The sequence below is a fragment of the Pseudomonas sp. BS3782 TE3695 genome (assembly GCF_050435305.1).
GTDB lineage: Bacteria > Pseudomonadota > Gammaproteobacteria > Pseudomonadales > Pseudomonadaceae > Aquipseudomonas.
In genome coordinates this window covers 935068-951607 of the sequence record NZ_JBNDKB010000001.1, presented here as the reverse complement: position 1 = coordinate 951607, position 16540 = coordinate 935068, and the positions used below count along the sequence as shown (strand labels likewise).

Annotated in this window: 12 protein-coding genes; 2 read left to right on the top strand and 10 right to left on the bottom strand. The window is 62.5% G+C overall.

Features of this window, described 5'->3' with window-relative positions:
• Positions 1–21: 21 nt before the first annotated feature.
• The 10 genes from ABH909_RS04210 to tagH form a co-directional block, all read right to left on the bottom strand.
• Positions 22–1218 carry an ABC transporter permease gene (locus ABH909_RS04210; RefSeq protein ID WP_429430731.1) on the bottom strand — a complete coding sequence of 399 codons (1197 nt, stop codon included), beginning with the start codon at positions 1216–1218 and terminating at the stop codon, positions 22–24.
• Complete coding sequence (locus ABH909_RS04205) at positions 1218–1934, bottom strand: ABC transporter ATP-binding protein (RefSeq protein ID WP_429439743.1); 717 nt, start codon at positions 1932–1934, stop codon at positions 1218–1220. Before ABH909_RS04205 ends, ABH909_RS04210 begins: the two co-directional genes overlap by 1 nt.
• Positions 1934–4978 carry a serine/threonine-protein kinase gene (locus tag ABH909_RS04200; RefSeq protein WP_429430729.1) on the bottom strand — a complete coding sequence of 1015 codons (3045 nt, stop codon included), beginning with the start codon at positions 4976–4978 and terminating at the stop codon, positions 1934–1936. The genes ABH909_RS04205 and ABH909_RS04200 overlap by 1 nt, the downstream gene beginning before the upstream one ends.
• The gene (locus tag ABH909_RS04195) at positions 4975–5706 is read right to left on the bottom strand and encodes a PP2C family protein-serine/threonine phosphatase (RefSeq protein WP_429430727.1); all 732 of its coding nucleotides are present in this window, start codon (positions 5704–5706) and stop codon (positions 4975–4977) included. The genes ABH909_RS04200 and ABH909_RS04195 overlap by 4 nt, the downstream gene beginning before the upstream one ends.
• Positions 5707–6357 carry a type VI secretion system-associated protein TagF gene (tagF, locus tag ABH909_RS04190; RefSeq protein WP_429430725.1) on the bottom strand — a complete coding sequence of 217 codons (651 nt, stop codon included), beginning with the start codon at positions 6355–6357 and terminating at the stop codon, positions 5707–5709.
• A complete protein-coding gene (gene tssM, locus ABH909_RS04185; protein ID WP_429430723.1) occupies positions 6354–9854 on the bottom strand; it encodes a type VI secretion system membrane subunit TssM in 3501 nt (1166 codons plus the stop codon). Before tssM ends, tagF begins: the two co-directional genes overlap by 4 nt.
• A complete protein-coding gene (locus ABH909_RS04180) occupies positions 9851–11170 on the bottom strand; it encodes a DotU family type VI secretion system protein (protein ID WP_429430721.1) in 1320 nt (439 codons plus the stop codon). The genes tssM and ABH909_RS04180 overlap by 4 nt, the downstream gene beginning before the upstream one ends.
• 6 nt (positions 11171–11176) lie before the next feature.
• Positions 11177–12511: a type VI secretion system baseplate subunit TssK gene (tssK, locus tag ABH909_RS04175; RefSeq protein WP_429430719.1), complete on the bottom strand. Its 1335-nt coding sequence runs from the start codon at positions 12509–12511 to the stop codon at positions 11177–11179.
• Positions 12512–12526: 15 nt separating this feature from the next.
• Positions 12527–13039 (bottom strand): type VI secretion system lipoprotein TssJ, encoded by a 513-nt coding sequence (tssJ, locus tag ABH909_RS04170; protein ID WP_429430717.1) that lies wholly within the window; start codon positions 13037–13039, stop codon positions 12527–12529.
• Between the two features lie 75 nt (positions 13040–13114).
• Complete coding sequence (gene tagH, locus ABH909_RS04165; protein ID WP_429430715.1) at positions 13115–14521, bottom strand: type VI secretion system-associated FHA domain protein TagH; 1407 nt, start codon at positions 14519–14521, stop codon at positions 13115–13117.
• A gap of 403 nt (positions 14522–14924) precedes the next feature.
• On the opposite strand from tagH, the gene tssA reads away from it, so the two are divergent.
• Entirely contained in the window at positions 14925–15950 is a 1026-nt protein-coding gene (gene tssA, locus ABH909_RS04160) for a type VI secretion system protein TssA (RefSeq protein ID WP_429430713.1), read from the top strand.
• An 80-nt stretch (positions 15951–16030) separates the two neighbouring features.
• Entirely contained in the window at positions 16031–16540 is a 510-nt protein-coding gene (gene tssB, locus ABH909_RS04155) for a type VI secretion system contractile sheath small subunit (protein ID WP_007894500.1), read from the top strand.

Sequence of the window (16540 nt, the reverse complement as noted above, 5' to 3'; positions counted from 1 at the left end):
GCCATGGCGGCGCCCAATACCTTATACATCTCGGATTCCTTCACACGCCTGGATACGCGCCACTCGCCAGCCACCACAGGCCGCCGCCACGACGCTGACGCCGAGCACGGCTACCAAGGCCCACGCGTAGTGATGTGCCAACAGATGACTGGCGTATTCGCCCGGCGCCTGCGCAAATAAATGGTTCAGGCCCGATTGCGCCAAGCCATACAGCCCGGCGCTCAGCAGAGCCGCGAGACCGGCGCTGTACAGCGCCTGCAACACAACAAACAGCAACAGCGCCGCCGTGGAAAACCCCAGCAGGCGCAACACCGACAACGCTCGACGCTTGCGCTCGACCGCCGCCAGCGCACCGGCAAAAATCGCCGCGAACGCTCCCGCCAAAGCCAATCCGGCGATGATCCAGAATACGATCGACAGGTTGCGGCTCAGCGATTGCACCTGGGCGATCGCCTGAGCCTGGGTCGAGACCAGCAGATTCTGCGCAGCGAAGTACTGACGCAGCGGCTCGACATCCGTGAGACGCCGGGCGTACAGCCGGAACGCCGGATACACCCGCTGCTCCGTCACACCCACCGCATCACCTGGCCAACCGAACGCTGGCACGGCGCGACCGTCCCGATAATCTTCAGCCGCTTCCAGCAAGGCCAACGGTGCGAACAATCCGTCCCGGGCGAAGGCTTCCAGCGGCAGAACGTGCAGCACCTGGACGCGAGTGCGCTGCGCCTCGCCACGACCAGCTATTTGCCGACCGAAACTGGCCTGCAGCCAATCACCGGCCTTGGCCCCGAGCTTTTCGGCGACGGTCTGGCTGAGCAGCACCTGATCCAGCCCTTGGGGCACCGGCAGACTGCCGAGCAAGGGGTCGTTGGCGGCGGTGGGGATCATTTCGACGGTCACCGTCGAAGCGCCAGCGCTCAGATCCGTCGTCGCGGCAATCTGCCGGGTGCGCGGCAAGGCGAAAGCCACGTCGCTGCGCCGGCTCAATTGTGCGATAAACGCGGCACTGAACCGGCCGCCGCCCAAGGGAATGATTTCCCGGGTGGCCGGGTCGTTTTCCAGGCGCTCGGTCAAACTGCTGACCAGGCCGAATTTCAAGCCGAACAGCACCAGCAGCGGTGCGACCACCGCCACCAGCGCCAGCACCGAACAGGCCGACAGCCACGCATCGTTGCGGTAATCCTGCCAGGCCAGGGAAGCCACCAGCGCGCTGCGCATCAGCAGGTCTCCTCGAGGGTGGCGGTGACACCGCCATCAACGTCGCGATGACAACTGATGCGCCGCACCTGCAAACCGCTGGCGCGGGCCAGTGATTCATCGTGGGTGGCGACAACGCAGCACACGCCATATTCGCGGGCCTGGGTCACCAGCAACTGCATCACTCGTTCGGCGTTCAGCGGATCAAGGGCTGCGGTCGGTTCGTCGGCCAGCAGCAAACGCGGCCCATGGGCCAGGGCGCGGGCGCAACTCACCCGTTGCCGTTGGCCGACGGACAAGTCACCCGGCTTTTTGCTCAATTGATCGGCGATATCCAACGCCCCGGCCAGGCGATCCACGCTGCCGTCGTCTTTCAAACCGAGCAGTTTGCGCGACAGGTCGATGTTGCCGCGCACGTCCAGAAAATCCAGCAGGCCACCGGTTTGCAGCACGTAGCCCAAGTGCCGGCGGCGCAGGTCCGCCAAGGCACTTTGCGCATCTGTGCGCCACAGCCCGGTAATGTCCGTGAGGGTTTGGCCAGGCGCAAAATCAAACTGCCCGGCCTGATCCGGCGCCAGCACCAGCGCCAGCAAATCGAGCAATGTGCTTTTGCCACAGCCACTGGGACCGACCACCGCCAATTGCTCACCGGCACGCAGTTGCAGCTGAGGGATCATCAGGCTGTAACGGTGGCTGCCAACGCCCCGGTGTTTGTGCACTGCACTCATGTTCAGCATCACGGCAGCGTCGACAACGGAACGCGGTACAAGGCATCACCCGGCTCGGCATCGCCGAAACGCACCCAGTTAGCCAAGTCGTTGTGGAAGGTTTCGTAGAGGCGGATCTTCGAATCCAGCTCGTCGATAAAGTCCTCCTGCTCGGCCACACTCAGGGAAAGCCACAAATCCTGGGTCATGTTCAACGACTTGCTGCGGTAGGGCAGCCCTTCCAGGTACTCACCCAGCACCCCGCCATCGGCCAGGTTGCCACCCTTGCGCAAGGCCGAGGGATCGCGGCTCATGTAGGCACTGGCGCTGGCGATTTCCTGAAAGAAACTCTTCGGCGAGGTCTGGGTCTTGCGGGCGGCATCGACGATCAGTTTCAGCGATTGCTGCAAGTCGTTGAGCTGCAACTTGGTCAGCATCACGCACACCTGGAATGCCGGCAGTGCCGGGTTGGTCAGGTCGCGGTCGGCGGTCCAGGCGCTGACCAGTTGCGGCGCCTGGCTGGCGGCTTTACGCCCCAGGAAGTCCATGTGCATCGCGTAGCCGACGGCCGCCGATTTGTCGCTCAGGCTCGGCGCGGCGCTCAGCAGCGGCACGGTTTGCGGCTTGTCGCTACGTACCTGATGCACCAGGTCGGCAAACACCGAACCGATCTCGTCCACCCGCTCACCGAACTTGCGCACATCGGCGCCCGGCACCGGAATGTACAGGTCGCCGATCTGTGGGTTGGCGTCGGCGGTCAGGGTGCGGTATTGGCTTTGCGCACCGCTGTGGGTTTTCTTGCCAGCATCGCTGAGCAGGTGCAAGGCGTAGATCTTGATCTGCTTGCCCAGCGCGGCTTGGCGCACTTCGGCCTCGTTCATTTGCGTGGCGGCATACGAGTCGTTCTTGCGCAAGGCACCGGCATCGGTGACCAACAGAATCAAGCGTCCGCCATAGCCGGACCAGTCCATGCCCTCGACCGCTTCCATCACACCGGCAAACGCATCTTCGTTGAACGAATGGCTCGAGACCGTGGACGCCTTGACCTGCCGCGCCAGGTCCATGAAGCGCTGTGGGTCGCGGCCCTGGTCCAGGGTGATCAAGGTTTTGGCGACGTATTCCAGGCCCGGGGTTTTCTGGGTGCTGCTGCGAAACCCCACCAGGCCGAAGCTGACACTGTCCTGCTCGTCCCGCTCGGCGATGCGGGTTTGCAGTTGATGTACGACGTCGCGGACCTGATCGATGTAGGGCTGCATGGACACAGTGGTGTCAACGACCAACACCACGGCAGTGCGGAACGCGTCGGCATTGGCGGTGGTGATTGGTGTGTTGTTGGCTGCGGTTTTTGGAGCATTGCCGGGGTCGATGGACGCCACGTTCAGCAACTGCACCGGCTGGCCGTTCTCATCGAAGCTCTCGCGTGAGTCGAAGATCGGCAACAGGTAAAACTGATTCTGCGGCACCGCACTGGCGGCCGGTTCCAGGGCCAGTACCTGCTGGTTGTCTTCGCGATCCTGCTGGGCCTTGAGCAGCAGGTTTTTTGCCGTCGACGGATCGGCCAGCAGCTTCTCCACGTCACCGGGCTGACGCAGGAACATCACCGGCGCACGGCCGGAGCGTTCGGTGAACTTGAGTACCAGGCTTTGCTTCCAGTCGCTGATTTGCGCGGCCGGCAACCAGCCGTCACTGCGCCCGTCGGTGGCGGCACCGACACGCAGCCACGGGCTGCCATCGACTTCTTTGCGCTGATAGACGTAAAGCACGGAAAACGCCGGCAAGGCCTTGTCAGGGGTGGCCCCCGGTTCGCTGGCGAGTTTCGCCCCCGGCTTGCTGAGTACTCGCTGGAACAAGGTTTTTTTGCCGGCCATCAGCAGCGGACGCTGACCGCCATCGACCTCCGTCGCCACAGGGGGTTTTACGGGTGGCGCCACGGTCGGCGGCGTGCTGGCCGGCGGTGCTGAAACCACAGGCACCTTGGCGTCGGCTTCGACGTCACCGGACAGCCACCAATAACCCGTGCCGCCCAAGACCAGCGCCACGGCCACCGCGACGGCGGCGAGGGCGAACACCGGCCTCTTTCGCTGCTCCGAGACTGTGGACGACGGCGCCGGTTTCATAGTCGGCGGAACCGGAGTGGGCCGAGGTTGTGGCTGCGCGGGGCCGGTCGGTATATCGATGGACACCGGCGTCAATCCCGCCAGGTCATTGCTAACCGCAATCGGCGATACCGGAATTGGTAACGGCCGGATGGTGGTCGCTTCAACCGATTCCCGAGGCAGATTTTCCAGCGCCTGCAACAGCGCCGCTGCGTCCGGGAAACGGTCGGCCGGATCCTTGGCCAACAACTTGCGCAGCACTTCTTGATAGCGACCGTGGTGTACTGGCAGCTCCGGCAACGGTTCTGTCAAATGCGCCAGGGCCGTGGAGAGTGCGTCGTTGCCGGTATACGGCAGTTTGCCGACGAGGATTTCGTAGAGCACCACACCCAGGGCATAAAGATCGGCCCGGCCGTCAATGTCCTGGCCACGCGCCTGTTCCGGGCTCATGTAGCTGGGCGTACCGACAGCGAAACCGGCCTGGGTGAACTGGGTGCGGTCATCCATGGACTTGGCGATACCAAAGTCGGAGAGCACCGCCGTGCCATCGGCGCGGAACAGAATGTTCGCCGGTTTGACGTCGCGATGAACCAGCCCCAGCCCATGGGCATAGCCCAGGGCCGAGGCGATCTGACGGATATAGATCAGGCCCTGCTCCGGCGTCAGGCCGGCGGCGATGCGCTCCTTGAGCGTGCCATTGGGCAGGAATTCCATGGCCATGTAATACAGCTCACCGACATGGCCGATGTCATGGATGGTGACCGTATGCGGGTGAGACAGACGCGCCAGGGTTTTACCTTCGCGCAGGAAACGCTCGCAGAAACTCGGGTCCGCCGCCAGCGAGGCAGCCATGACCTTCAGCGCCACCTTGCGCTCCAGCGAGCGCTGGGTCGCCAGGTAAACGTTGGCCATGGCGCCTTCGCCGATCTCGCCGTCGATGTCATAGCCTGGGATCAGAATGTGCAGGGCGGAATTCATGACGGCACCTTCACGACAATGACGGTGATGTTGTCCGGAGCGCCACGCATCAGGCCCAGGGACACCAGGCTGCTGGCGATTTCACTGGGTTCGTCATGGCCAAGCACCTCACTGATCTCTTGGTCGGTAACGGTTTTGTTCAGCCCGTCGCTGCACAACAGGTAACTGTCGCCGGGCATCAACAGCAGCTCGACTATCGCCAGTTCCAGTTGCGCCCCGACCCCGACGGCGCGGGTGACAATATTGGCCCGTGGATGCACCCGGGCTTCAGCTTCGCTGAGCAGGCCGCTGTCCTGCAGATCCTGGACGTAACTGTGGTCCCGCGAGATGCTTTTGAGCCGGCCTTTACGCAGGCGATACAAGCGGCTGTCACCCGCCCACAGGCACACTCCGCGCAAGTCACGCGCCACCAGCGCCACCACGGTGCTGCCCATCATGGTCACGCCGCGGTTGGCGGTTTCTTCACGCACGGCAGCGTTGACCCGCAGCAGATCGGTTTTCAGCGCCGCGACGTATTCATCCAGTGAGCGGCCTACGGCAATGCTACGCAGACTGTCGACAATCAGACTGCTGACGTAGTCGCCCGCCGCGTGCCCGCCCATGCCATCGGCAACCACCCACAGGCCGTTTTCCGGCAGGTCCAGGCAAGCATCTTCGTTAACCTGGCGGACCATGCCGACATGGCTCTTGCTTGCAGACTTGAACGTCTTTCCAACGCTTGGACACATCTACACAACACCTTCTTGGCCGAGCAAAAATTGCGCAAAATCAGCGGCGGCCGGCAGGCCCTGGCACCGCAATAAAGCAGGGGCGATACGCTCCGAACCCTGGCCCCACCAAAGACTTGCGCCTTCGCAGGCCAGTTCGACAAGCGCGGTCATCCGCGCCTTCGGGTCGGTGACATCAAAACGATGCAGGCCGGCAAAACGGCTGCTTGGAGCACGCGGCAGGCAAGCCGGGCTGCCCAGCGTCTCCAGCCCTGCACCGAAGGCTTCGAAGCTCGCCTCCACGCTTAACGTGCTCAACAGCAATTGCTCGACTTGCTCAAACCAGACATCCGAGCCGACGACAACCGACGCCGGGTCAGCGTCGTGATCCAGCAGCACCGCGACCGTCAGCGGAAAATACCGGCCAACCCGATCGATGCTTGGCATCACCACCCCAACGGCGGCCTGCGGCCCACATACACCTGGCCCGAGCATGAAGCGCCACAACGGACTGACCAGATAGGCATCCAGCCAACGGTCCCCGAGGCTTTGGCTGGCGAGCAGGCCCGCCGCCAGCCACGAATCCCAGGGGCCGATAAAACTCTGCGGCAAGCCACGGCTGACAAAATCCCCGCGACTGGCCAGCTTTCCATAGAAGCCCGGCGTGCTCATAAGCGCTCCGGCAGGCTGAAACCACTGAGCACACGGCTCTTGAACGGGTTGAAGGCGCTGTTGGCCCGCAGCTCATAAGAGGCGCTGGCGCCGTCGACTCGCAGCCGCAGGTTGAAGCGGTCCGGCGAGTTGCCGGCGGTCAGGTCCGATTGCTCCAGCAGTCGGAACCAGGCCCAAGGCCCGTCCAGGGTGATCCCGGAACGACCGCTGGACGAGGGCGGCATGATCGAGATCCGCACCACGCCGATGCTGCCGGGGTTGGGCCATTGCATGGCGGTCGGGCGGCTCGGACCGTGGTCGTAGCTCAATTGCTGACCGTCGAGGTCGAGCAAAAACTGGGTGATGGTGGCGTCCATCGCCACTGGCTTGAGTTCGAAGCGCACCATCGGCTGGGTGCCGCCGGAACGGAAAAACGCATCCCGGATGGTCGCTGCCCGCTGGAAGGTTTGCAGCACGCCCGGAGCAATGCCGAGCTTCTGTGCGGCGCCCGGCTGCCAGCGCCAGGCCTGGGTCGAGGTATCCACATACGGCTGCAGGTATTTGCGGAAGTAGTTGTCCATCACCCCGCCCACGCCGAAGAACTGGCCGAAGTCGTCCAGGGTCGCGTCTCGCGCACTGCCCGGCGACATTGGGTAACGCCCGGCCAGGGACTGGCGATAGATGTTCACCACTTCACTGGTCCAGGCCGCGTTCAGTTGATTGCGTACCCCGCCCATCATGCTGTTGGTGGTGGAGTTGACCACCGATTTGACCAGGCCTTGCACCAGCGGCGGCTGACGTTCGGCGTTGAGACTGACCCGTGTCGCGGCCGCTGCGGCCTGGTTCTTGGCTTCGCCGAGCAAGGCGTCGCCGCTGGCGCCGACCATGGCGCTGACCTGCACATACAGGGCGTTCATGTCGGCCAGCAGGCCGTCGATGGCCGCCGGCTCGCCTTCGTTTTTGCTGACGATGCGGTTGAGTTCGGCAAAATGCGCGGTGATGGGATCTTCACCGGCATCCGCTGTGTTTTGCGTCGCCTGCTCCTGGCCGAGCAAGGTGCCCAAGCGTTCCTTGAGCTTGTCGACCCCGCCCTCCACCGGCGCGCCCTTGGCGGCCAGCAGGTGTTCTTCCTGTTGCAGGTCGGTTTCCTTCGCCACCGCTACCAGCAGTTTTTTCAACGGCGAGGTCGGGCCGGAAATCACCCGCAACACATCGGCGGCCTGGGCCACGCTGGTGATCGGCACGAAGTCGATATCCGCCAGCAAGGCATCCCACTGACGCTGGTAATCCTGGAAATACAGACGGCGCACGTCGGCGGCCAGGCTGGCGACATTCTGTTGTTCTGCCTGGTCGCGACCGAGCACCCACTGCTCCTCGGCCAGGGTGCCGGTCTGGTTCAGGCTGGTCAGCAAAAACCCTTGACGGTAACCCTTGGCCGTGAAGAAGCCGCTCAAGGGTTCGCCCAGCGGTTTGCCACTCTTGCGGCTGAACACCAGCGCGGCATCGCGCCCGGCCGCTTCGTTGAGACGAAAGTCCGGGATGTCGTCGGGCAGTTTCTGCCGCTTGACCCGGTCATAGACACGCTGGGCCACCGGCAGCTGTTGCAATTGCCGGCGCAGGTCGTCGATCAGCCGCGGGTCCAGACGTGCGGTGGGCGGATGGCGCTCGAACAGCGCCTGCAAGTGCTCCTCCAGGGCCAAACGCTGCTCGGCCGGCAAGTCGCGCGGCAGGCTGCGATCCCAGTCCAGGGCGATCCACGCCTTGATGAAGTCGGCATCGTAATGCTCGCTGTCGGCAAGCATCAGGTAGGCCTTCAAGCCTTCGTAAAGGAAGTCCGAATTGCCGCCACCGTGCAATTGCTCTTCGATGCGCGTGAGCAAGCGTGGCGCGAAGACTGCGATCAACAACTTGCGATAGACGCTGCCAGACTCGGCTTCAAGCATGTCGCCCTGATACAGGCCCAGGCCTTCGGCCCAGTTCGGCGAATCGTCGGCCAGGTGCTTCACCGCGTTGAGCAAAGGCAACACCGCAAGCACGTCCCGTTGTGCCGGGCTGAGGTTCTGCACGGCCTGGCCCAGGGGCGAGACTTTCTGATCGACTTGCGCGATATACGCCTGGTTGGCGCGATAGCTGACCCACCACAATGTCCCGACCACCAGCACCAGGGCCACAGTCGAGGCCAGTACGCCCCGGGCCAGCCACTTGCGCCGACGTTCGACTTTCGGATTGACCCCCACCAGCCCACGCTCGGCAAAGGCCACGGCGCTGAAGAGTTTTTCGATGAAGTAACTGCGCCCGGTGCCGTTCTGGCGCGCCAGGTGCTGACGGTCCAGGTTCATGCTCTGGGCCATGGAGCCGATCAGCCGGTCAATCGGGCTGCCTTCCTGGGTGCCGCTGGTGAAATACACCCCGCGCAATAGCACCCGCTCTTCAAAGGCGTTGGGTTTGAATACGCCCTCAAGGAAGCTTTGCAGGCAATCCTTCAATGCGCCGAACTGTTGCGGGAAACCGTAGATCAGATCGCGCCGCGCCGGGTCGCGCTCCTGTTGCAAACGCTCCACCAAACGATCGTTGAGGCGCTGTTCCAGGCCGATGAATTCGCTTTGCAGATGGGCCAACGGGCTGTCATTGTTTTTGCCGTCGTCCAGGGCAAAGGTCATACCCCAGACCTGGGCCCGTTCTTCCTTGCTCAGGGTATCGAAATACTCCATGAACCCTGGCACCAGATCGAGCTTGGTCAGCATCAGGTAGATCGGAAAGCGCACACCGAGTTGCGTGTACAGCTCCTGGATACGCAGGCGGATCGCGGCGGCATGGGCAGCGCGCTCGGCGTCATTGCCCAGCAGCAGATCGGAAAGGCTGATGGCGATAAACGCGCCGTCGATCGGACGCCGGGCCCGCTGTTTTTTCAACAGGCCGAGAAACCCCAGCCACGCGGCTTTATCGACTGTCGCGTCGCTGTCCTGGGTGGTGTAGCGCCCTGCGGTGTCGAGCAGCACGGCCTGATCGGTAAACCACCAATCGCAATTGCGCGTACCGCCCACGCCCCGCACGGCTCCGGCGCCCAACTGCGCCGCCAACGGAAAATGCAGCCCGGAATTGACCAGCGCCGTGGTCTTGCCCGAACCCGGTGGGCCGATGATCACGTACCACGGCAGTTCGTAGAGATTGCGTCGTTCGTCACCGCCCAGCTTGGCTTTCTTCAACAACGCCAAGGCTTCGTCCATGCGCTGGCGCAGGGTTTCGAGCTCTTCGGCTGTGGCGATGCTGGTCGGGTCCGGCGGGGTTTGCGCCGCCAGGCTGCGCAGCACTTCGGCGGCCTGTCGGCGCGCCTGGATGATGCGAAACACCCGATAGGCGATCCACACCGCAAACACCAGAATGATCAGCGCCCAGCGCCGACCTTCGGGCACCAGCAATTCGAGCAACGGCCCGACAAACCAGATGATCAGGCTCAGGGCGATCAGCCCCAGCAACGGAATGACCCAGCGGATGATAAAACCGAAAAACGCCTTCACTCGACCCCCTCCGCCAACACTGTGATTTCGACCCGACGATTGCGTGCGCGGCCCTCTGTCGTTGCGTTCGAGGCCAGCGGCTCGGTATCGCTGCGGCCTTCGGCGCTGAAGCGTTCGGGCTGGCCGGTTTTGGCCGAAAGGATTTGCAGTACCGAATTGGCCCGCGCCTCGGACAAGGCCCAATTCGATGGAAACCGCAAGGTGGCAATCGGGCGATTGTCACTGTGGCCGGTCACCCGGACCTGGCCCTTGACCTTGCGAACGGCATCGGCGATGCGCAGCATCAGCGGCTGGAAATTGTCGACGATGCTGGCGCTGCCCGAGGCGAACAGCTCATCGCCACGGATGGTCACCACTGAACGGTCAACGGCATCTTCCACAGCGACCCGGCCGGCCTTGATTTCATCAGCGAGGAAGCCTGCCAGACGGGGACGCTCGATCAGTTTCGGTTGCACCACCGGACGGTCGATGGCCTGCACCGGGATCTCGCCCAGCGCATGAATATTTTTAAACACCGGCTCGGCATCGGCGGCCAGTTTCAAGCGCAGGCCGAACAGCAATGCCAGCAGCAACGCCACGCCGATGGCCACGGCGATCCACGGCGGCATGAATTGCGCGAGTCGGTCGCGGGCCACGGTGACGCCGCGCCAATGGGGAGACAGTTCACGTTCATAATCGCCACGGGCGCTGCGGATGACTGCACTGGTGCGTTCACGCAAGGCTTCCAGTTGGCTGCGACCGTCGTTCATGACTCGATAACGCCCTTCGAAACCCAGGCACATGCACAGGTACAACAGCTCCAGCAGATACAAACGCTCGCGGGGGCTTTGCAGGCAATGTTCCAACAGCTGGAACACCTTCTCGCCGCCCCAGGCTTCGTTATGCACGGTGATCAGCAGACTCTGTTTGCCCCAGTCGCTGGCACCACCCCACGGCGTACTCAACACCGCTTCATCCAAGGCGGTGCACAAGGCGTAACGGGCCAGCAACACATCGTTGCGCACCACGCCGGCAGCCTCGGCCCGCTCCTCGAACTGGCGCAGGTAGGCCAGTAATTGCGCGCGCAGGCTCGCCGGCGCCGGGTGGGCAATGGTGTTGCGCAAGCGGGTCAGCAAAGCCAGCAACGGGCCAGCGGCGCTCTCCAGGGGGTTGAGACCTTCGGCCGTGCCGATCAAAAGCGGCGCGGCCGGCATCGAAAGCGGCGCGGCCGGCATCGAAAGCGGCGCGGCCTGGCCGCGACCAGCCTCCGGGCGGACCGGGTCGGCGCCACGTCCACCGGGTGTCGGCATGAATTGGGTACGATCGTCGTTGCTCATTGCGGTTTATCCTCGGATCGCCCAGAAAGCCAGGTTCAGCCCCGGGAATTGCCCCGCGATGTAGAACGCAAAACCGCCGGAGTTGGCCAGTTGCTGCCAATGCTCGCTGCCCCGGTCCAGTTCGTAATAGGTGGAGCCGGCGTGATACGGGATCTGCCGTGGCGCCACCGGCAGTGGCAGCAGGCCAATGCCCGGTAATTGCAGGTTGACCAGGTTGCGGATGTGCTCCACCGAGCCGACCTTGCTCTGTTGGCCGAAGTGGCTGCGCAGGGTCTCGGCGGGCACGTCGGCGCGCACCACCAGGATGAAGCTGGCACTGTCGAGCAAGGCCTTGTCGGCCAGCATCGCCACATGAACGCCGTAGGCTTTTTCGACGATCGGAATCGGCGTGGCCTTGCTGTCGATCAGCATCGATAGCGCCTCACGCAGGGCTTGCATCACCGGCGCGAAACTCAGCGCCAAGTCATCGTGTTGGTATTGCGGGTATTCCTGAGGCCGCCGCCCGGAAGCGGTAAAGGTCGAGAACTCCCCGGCCAGGCTCACCAGCTCGCTGTAAAACCGCTCGGGGTGCAACGGGCTCAACTGACTCAAGTGCTGAATCAACGGCTGAGCACGGTTGACCAGTTGCAGCAGCATGAAATCGGCAATCTCCGAGGCGCCGCCGGCACCGGATGCCACCACCCGCCCGGCGAGGGCTTCGCCACGTTGATGAAGCAGGCCCAACAGTTCACTGCGGAACGCGGCGAGGGGCTTGGATGCGGCCACATCCAGCAGCGGCGGGATGTAAGTGTCGTCGAGCACCAAGGCTCGGTCGGCGCGTTTTTCCTTGATTCGTACCAGGCCGATGGCGGCGTAGTCGCTGATGCCATCCTGGGCGACCAACAATCGCAGCGCTCGCGAACCCACCGCCACCGGTGCGCAGTTTTCGAACGGGGCGTTGTCGTCGCGCACTTCGCGCACCTGGCTTACATAGCGCGCAGCGCCCGGCACTTCACCTTCATCGACGGTGTCGCGCGCCCCGGCGCGCTTGAGCGGCAAGGCCAGATACACCAGGCCATCGCGCAAATTATCGTCGATGTTCAGCGGGCTCGGCGCCAGGTCATCCTGGGGGACATTGAATGGCGTACCGTCCGGCAGCAGGCCCCGCGCTGAAATAATCGCCAGTTTGCCCTGGGCCAGCAGGCCCTGGTCGATCAGCAATTCGGAGAAACCCCAGGCGCCGGCCGACAACGGGCGGCTCCGGGCGTCGATGAGGTTCTCCAGGTAACGGTCATGCTGCTGAAAGTGCTGCGTTCCAATGAACATGCCTTCCGACCAGACCACACGATTGTTCCAGGACATGGGGGCTCCGATTGCTTATTGGGCAGGGCTGGATGGGGAAACCACGACGGCGCTGCGCACGGCTCGTACGTCGAGGCTGATCTGGTATTCGGTGTATTGGCGTGGCGGGACATTCATCACCGTGCGCCACAACGACTGGTCCAGTTCGCGATACCCCACCAGCACGCCGATATGGCGGGTGGCCGGATCGAGGTCGCGCTGCAGGCTCAACTGGTGGCCGGGCTGGATCAGCACTTCGTCCTGATCGATCAGATCGGCGCCGAGCGTCGCCTGGGCCCGTTCGGCCAGTGCGAAATAATCGGAACGGCCGAAGGTGGCGGCATTTTTCAATTCGAAAATACGCACCCGGACCGGGGCTGGCTGGCCAGTGGCACCGGGGTTGAGCCCGGCAATGGCGTGAAAGTGCAACTCGATGGCGGCCGTGTCGGCTTCGGCCTCAGCCTCTGAGGGCTGGGGTTTGGCCGTATCCTTGGCACATGCGGTCAACAGAAGCGCGGTGGCAACTGCGAGTAAAAACCTGGGAATCATCCTGCGTCCTCAATGACGTTTCAGCTATCCGTTGTTCCGTTCTTTACTATCAATGGCGCTATGCGATGGCGATGCTCAGCCGCGGCGCTGCCTTGTACTGTGTTCTTCGTAGGCGCGGCTGAATTCCCGACCGAACAGGTCCTGAAAATCCTCTTGGGCCTCGCGGGAAATATTGCTGTAGAGCTCGGTGAACTGCTGCCAGTACTGGGCCTGTCGCGAGCCACTGAAAATGCTCGACAGGCCACCGGGCTTGCCCATGCGCTCTTCCAGCTGCGCCGGCTCGAAGCGCGCCAGCAGGTGCTTGATCGCCGCTTCCACGCCGGCCATCACGGCCAATTGGTGGGCACGCAAGTCATCAAAACTGTCGCGCACAGCCAGGTCCGGCGCCATGAACGCCTGATTGCTGTGACGCAACAGCAACAGCAAGGCTTCGTCGACATTGGGAGCGAATTTCAGCGGGTTGTTTTCCACCGGTTGAATCATCGTCTGCTGAATGCGGAACTCGCCCTTGAGACTGCTGCGAGCACGCAAGACATCGATCAGGCCTTCGACCATCAGCCGATAACTGCGGCCAATGCTTTCCATTTGTGCCTCGACCTGAGCCTTGTCCAGACGCATTTGATCCAGCCCGGCACCGCGCAGAAAGGCTTGCAGCAGGTCGGGTTGAGAATTGCCGGCCGGGCTGACCGGATCGACCGGGCGTTCGACGACAGCCACGGGCGGTTCGCACAGGGGTGCCGGTTCGATCGGTACGCTGATGTGAGGTCCGGGTGGCGGCGCAACCTCTGTAACAGGCAGAGGGGTCATCGCCACCGGTGCAGGCTTGTCGCTGAGCAGGTCCCAATCTTCCGGAATCACCGGGGCCGACGCCAGCGGTGCAGGCCCGGCCACGGGCGTTGGGACAGGGATCGGGGTCGGTGGGCGGAAGTCGTGCTGCTCGGCCGGGACATGGTCGGGCTGGGTAGCCGGCGGAACGCCGGTCGGTGTCAGAAAGTCGAACAGGTCCGGCATCGTGTCCATGGCCGATACACCCTGAAAATGTGCAGGTGGTGTCACGGGCAACGACGTCGGCGTATTCACGACGGCGCCCTGACGCCCCATCAGGGCTTCAAAGCTGCTAGACGAATCGACGAAAGGGTTGCCGTCGGTCACCGGCAGACTGAAATCGATACGCGCCTGGATTTCATAATCACCGATGCGGATAACTTCGCCATCTTGCAACGGCTCGCTGTTGCCCTTGCGCAGACGAATACCGGCCTTGACCAATTCCACACCGTTAGTGCTGTTATCAGTTAAGTAATAGCGGCCATCTTTATATTGAACAACGCAATGTTTGCCGGACACCAAACGCTCTGGATCGGGCAATACCCAGTCATTATCAGAATTACGGCCAATTGCCATCACGCCCTGATCCATTGATTTCTCAGGGCACTGGCCAGGGGTAATTTTGTGATAACTAGTGATAGTCAAACACAGCGACATCTTGCCTCCTTGCTGAACACTTTGCGCGCGGGCGAATCGGGATTCACTCCCGCCAGACTCGCTCCGACAACCTTGCAAAAACAACCTTGAAACGGCTTTTTACCAGCATGATTGCTGATCTTAACCGGCTTGCGTGACAAAAAACCTGCATCAGTGCCTGCTTCGACCTATCGGTCGCGCGGGTTGTTAAGCACTTCACATCTGTCACACAGAGGAAATAGCTTACCTTGACAAGCCATAAGTACTACACCAAAAATGCACAACTTCTTGAATATCAATGATGGCACTTTAAGATCACTGCGTATCCAAAGGGCCATTACACTCAAGGAAACATGTGAAGTTCCACTGGAACTAACGTGTGAATAGCCCGACTGTCAGTCGGGCGATATGGAGATCAAATTCAGTGGAAGTGTCTTTGCTGCTTGCCGCCGTTTCCGCGACTTCGCCTTGTGGTGAAGATTTGGAATATGACGCGGATTTTTTGCGCCTGGAACGCGATTCCCAAGGCCAACCCGAGCGCAGCATGGGCGATTCGATATTGCCTGCCGCTCCCCCTGAATGGCGCAGCATCCAGCAGCAAAGTCTGGTTCTGTTGCAACGCAGCAAAGACCTGCGTATCACCCATTACCTTTTGCAAAGTTCCCTTGCCCTCGAAGGCGTCACCGGCCTGGCCCGCGTCCTGACACTGATCAGCGAATTGCTCAAGCAATACTGGGCCGACCTGCATCCGCGCCTGGATGCCGAAGACGACAACGATCCCACCGTGCGCATCAATGCCCTCGCCGGCCTGACGTCCGATGCCACTATTCGCCTGCTGCGCGAAAGCATCCTGGCCCGTTCGCGAACCTTTGGCGCTGTCAGCCTGCGCGCCGCCGCCAATGCCAGCGGCCTCCAAAGCTTCCCTGACGAAAACCTCGGCGCCGAACAGCTCGCCGGGGCGTTCCTGGACAGCGATCCCGAACAGTTGGAAATCACCCGCGCTGCTTTGCACGAGGCCCGCAGTGTCGCCGAGGCCATCGAGCAACAGGTCAGCGAACAAATCGGGTCCGCCCAGGGCGTTGACCTTGGCCCGTTGAAGCAACCGCTAAAAATGGCCCTGCAGATTCTCGGCCAGTTCGCCCCCCAGAGCGGCGACAGCCCCCTGCCCGATACCCTCAGCGAAGACAGCACCGCGCCGGTTGAATACGCCACCGCACCGAGTGCACCGCGCAGTACCGGCACTGGCGAAATCAACAACCGCGACGACGTGCTGCGCAGCCTGGACCGGATTCTTGCGTACTACACCCGTCATGAGCCCTCCAGCCCGCTGCCGGTGCTGTTGAACCGGGCGAAGAATCTGGTGCACGCCGACTTTGCGGCCATCGTGCGCAACCTGATTCCCGACGGCATGAGCCAATTTGAAAACCTGCGCGGACCAGACAGCGAATAAAAGCGAACGGATCACGCAGTCACGTCAGCGGTACCACCGATGACGCCAACACCGTCGCTTGAGCGACCAGGAGCAGCAACGTGGCGAAGCAAAGTTCTCAGAAATTCATCGCGCGCAACCGTGCGCCTCGAGTGCAGATCGAGTACGACGTCGAGCTCTACGGCGCCGAGAAAAAGGTCCAGTTGCCCTTCGTCATGGGCGTCATGGCGGACCTCGCCGGCAAGCCCGCCGAGCCTCTGGCACCTGTGGCCGATCGCAAGTTCCTGGAGGTGGATGTCGACAACTTCGACTCGCGCCTCAAGGCCATGCAGCCACGCGTCGCGTTCCATGTGCCCAACGAGCTGACCGGCGAAGGCAACCTGAGCCTGGACATCACCTTTGAAAGCATGGACGACTTCAGCCCGGCCGCCGTGGCGCGCAAGGTCGACTCGCTGAATAAGTTGCTCGAAGCGCGCACCCAACTGGCCAACCTGCTGACCTACATGGACGGCAAGACCGGTGCCGAAGAAATCATCATGAAGGCCATCAAGGATCCGGCGCTGCTCCAGGCGCTTGCCAGTGCGCCGAAGCCAGCCGAGCCTCAGGCTTAA